Source organism: Caulobacter sp. P4_E5, assembly GCF_056401555.1.
The window spans coordinates 1-3,716 of record NZ_JBFUJD010000145.1 but is presented as its reverse complement, the minus strand read 5'-3'; the positions used below and the strand labels follow the sequence as shown (position 1 = coordinate 3,716).

Genomic DNA, 3,716 nt, shown 5'->3' with positions numbered 1-3,716 from the left:
ACCTATCCCCATCGCCGCTTTGGGCCGGATCCAAGCGCCCTCCCCTTGCGACGGGGACAGGATTGATTGTGCAGCGGGATTCAACGCGGATCATTCAGACGCGTGTAAAAGTGAGAAGTGATTGATTTCGTGGGGTTCTGTCTCACGAACGCCGGGGATACAGCCCGCTCAATCCCCGTGAACCCCCATGAATCCCTCTCTCTTAGAGAGAGGGAGGGGCCCACGCGCAGCGTGGGAGGGTGAGTGGTTACACCCTCAGCCGGCGTGCCGGCACATCACGCGCAGCGGCGCCAAGATCGTCCAGGGGCTTCGCCTACCCACTCACCCTCCCACCGCTTCGCGGCGGGCCCCTCCCTCTCTCCATGAGAGAGGGATTTCTCCTCCCGGTCCGCTGACAGCCGGATAGCCGCTTTTTCCCGAACCTCCGCGCGAGCTTCGATTACCGAAGCTTGCAGCCTCCAGATTTGTCCGACATATATTACCTATCTTGTGAGACTCACTCTCAACATGTGGGAGCTCTCTAGATAGAGCGCTGAACCGGGTCAACCGGGAGCCTCGGGTTGGAAACATCAAGGGCGCGGCGGGGCCGGCCCGATCAGGAGGTCCTCATGTCGTCGTCCAAGCATGGCTGGAATTCGGGCTGCTCGTTGCTGGCCCTGGCTTTTGTGGGCGCCATGGCGGCCACCGGCGCCCAGGCCCAAACCACCCAAGCCCAGACCGCCCCCGACAACACCGTCGAAGAGGTCGTGGTCACCGGCTTCCGCGAGAGCCTGAAGAGCGCGCTCAGCGTCAAGCGCCAGTCCTCGGGCGTGGTCGACGCCATCAAGGCCGAGGACATCGCCGACTTCCCCGACGCCAACCTGGCCGAGTCGATCCAGCGCGTGCCGGGCGTCTCGATCACCCGCGTCGCCGGCGAGGGCCGCACCATCACCGTGCGCGGTCTGCCGCCGGCCTTCACCCGCGTGCGCATCAACGGCATGGAAGCCCAGTCGACCAGCGGCGCGACCACCAGCGACCGGGGCGCGAACCTGGGCCGCGGCTTCGACTTCAACACCTTCGCCTCGGAGCTGTTCAGCGGCATCACGGTGCGCAAGACCGCCCAGGCCGAGGTGATCGAAGGCTCGCTGGGCGCGACGGTCGACCTGGAGACCGCCCGGCCGCTGGACCAGAAGGGCCTGACCCTGGTGCTGGGCGCGGCGGCCGGCTGGAACGACCTGGCCAAGAACATCGATCCCAAGTTCACCGCCGTGGTCGGCAACCGCTGGGACACCGCCTGGGGCGAGTTCGGGGCCCAGGCCTCGCTGGCCTATAGCAAGCGCCGGTTCCTCGAGGACCAGTGGGGCTCGGGCGGCTGGAACCCGGCCACGGTCGACGGCGGCTTCTGTACGCCCGTGGGCCGCCCGGTGCAGAACCCGGCCACCAACGCCGCCAACGGCACCGACGCGCTCAACTGCGCCACCGGCGTGGCCCGTCCGGCCGCCACCGACACCGTGTTCGACCAGGCCAACCGTTCGACCGTGTTCTTCCCGCGCTTGCCGCGCTACGGCCGATTCCACCACGACCAGCAGCGCACAGGCGCCACCCTGGCCCTGCAATGGAAGCCGACCTCGCGCACGTCGCTGAGCTTCGACGCCCTCTATTCGAAATATGACGTCAAGCGCGAGGAGAACTGGCTGGAAGGCTTCTCGTTCGCCCGCGCCATCAGCCAGAACGGCAAGCCCCAGACGGCCGTGCGCGAACTGGTCCTGCGCGACGCAGGGACCAGCCACACCGCCGGCGTCAACTTCGGCCAGCAGGTCTACGACGTCGACTTCGCCCGCTTCGACGGTGTCGATCTGCGCTCCGACACCCAGCACGACGAGTTCCAGAACGTCTTCCAGCAGTACACCTTCGCCGGCACGCACGAGCTGACCGACCGGATCACGGTCAAGGGCCTGATCGGCTATTCGAAGTCCGACTACGACCAGCCGATGACCACGACGATCATGTTCCAGCGGCCGAACACGAGCATGACGATCGACTTCCGCAAGAACCGCGACCAGCCGACCATCACCCACGGCTTCGACGTCACCGACGCCACGCAGTACAGCTTCGCCGCCCCCAACGCCGAGGTGCGGCTGCAGCAGATCTTCACGACCAACATCTACAAGACGGCCGACCTGAACCTGGCCTGGGCGGTCGACGACGACCTGACCATCAAGGTCGGCGGCCACTATGACGAGTTCTCGTTCGACACCTCGGCCTTCCAGCGGGCCAACAACTTCCTGGTGCCCAGCTTCACGTCCAGCGAGCTGAAGAGCCTGACCAAGGTGGTCAGCGGCTTCGGCGGCCACGGCATCGACGCCGGCGTGTTCCCCAGCGCCTGGGCGACCATCGACTACGACAAGTTCGTCGGAAACCAGAACCTCTACGGCAAGACCGGCCTCTACAACCTGGTCAACAACTACGGCGGCATCCGGCGCGTCGACGAGAAGGTCACCTCGGGCTACCTGCAGGCCGACCTGAAGACCGAGATCGGCGGCGTGCCCGTGCGCGGCGACGTCGGCTTCCGCATCGCCAAGACCGAGCTGGAGTCGCGTGGCTACCAGATCGGCCTGACGCCGCAGCAGGTCACCGCCGAGCACAGCTATACCGACGTCCTGCCGTCGCTGAACATCTCGGTCGACGCCACCCCCGACCTCGTTTTGCGCTTCTCGGGCGCCAAGACGGTGTCGCGGCCGGAGCTGGGCTTCCTGACGCCCGGCGGCAGCCTGAACCTGACCGGCACCCCGTCGATCACCTCGGGCAACCCGACCCTGGACCCGATCCGCGCCTGGACGGCCGACGTCGGCGCCGAATGGTACTTCGCCCCCGGCGCGATCCTCGGCGTCGGGCTGTTCTACAAGGACATCGAGACCTACGTTCAGAACCAGTCCCAGCAGCTGACCTTCCGCCAGACCGGCCTGCCGATGGCGCTCCTGGGCTCGTCGGGCGTCGATCCGGACAACACCCCGATCACCGTCACCCGGCCCCTGAACACCCCGGGCGGCCCGCTGAAGGGCTTCGAGATCAACTACCAGCAGTCCTTCACCTTCCTGCCGGGCCTGCTGCGCAACACGGGCGCGTTGTTCAACTTCACCTATGTCGACAGCCAGATCGACTACTTCCTGGCCGCCGGCGGCCTCACCACCAACGACCTGATCGGCCTGTCCAAGAAAGCCTACAACGCCACGCTCTACTACGAGGACAGCAAGTTCAGCGCCCGCGTCTCGGCCTCGTATCGCGACAAGTCGATCGTCGCCCTGCCGGCCAACAACCCGCTGCAGGACCTGGAAGGCTATTCGCCGAACCTGACCTTCGACATGGCCGCCTCGTACCAGATCAGCGACCACTTCAAGCTGTCGCTGGAAGGCCTGAACATCTTCGACCGCTTCAACCGGCAGTTCATCGACTCCGACCGGGACAGCACCTTCGTCTACACCCACACCGGTCGCCAGTTCAGCCTGGGCCTGCAGTACAAGTTCTAACCTGGCGAAGGGCGGGCTCCTCAGCCCGCCCGATCCCGCCGCAATCGCGAAATAAGCCCGCAACAATTCGGGCCGAAGAGGCCAGCAGGGACATCACCCCGGAAGGAAACCCCTCTATGCGCCGCACGCTCATCGTCGCGCTCGCTTGCCTCACCACGCTGGCCGCCGGCGCCGCCCTGGCCCAGGAAGGCCCCTGGCCCAGGAAGGCCC

General features: G+C 66.2%; 1 protein-coding gene and 1 pseudogene. Both read left to right on the top strand.

Annotated features, from left to right (window positions below):
* Positions 1–608 precede the first annotated feature (608 nt).
* Complete coding sequence (locus AC1DSO_RS24505) at positions 609–3,506, top strand: TonB-dependent receptor (protein ID WP_477071288.1); 2,898 nt, start codon at positions 609–611, stop codon at positions 3,504–3,506.
* Positions 3,507–3,622: 116 nt separating this feature from the next.
* Positions 3,623–3,716, top strand: a pseudogene (locus AC1DSO_RS24500) (EF-hand domain-containing protein); the annotation flags it as partial.

What these genes read in the sequence shown, in the direction of transcription:
- AC1DSO_RS24505 (WP_477071288.1), top strand. Translation starts at nt 609, where the DNA reads ATGTCGTCGTCCAAGCATGGCTGGAATTCGGGCTGCTCGTTGCTGGCC.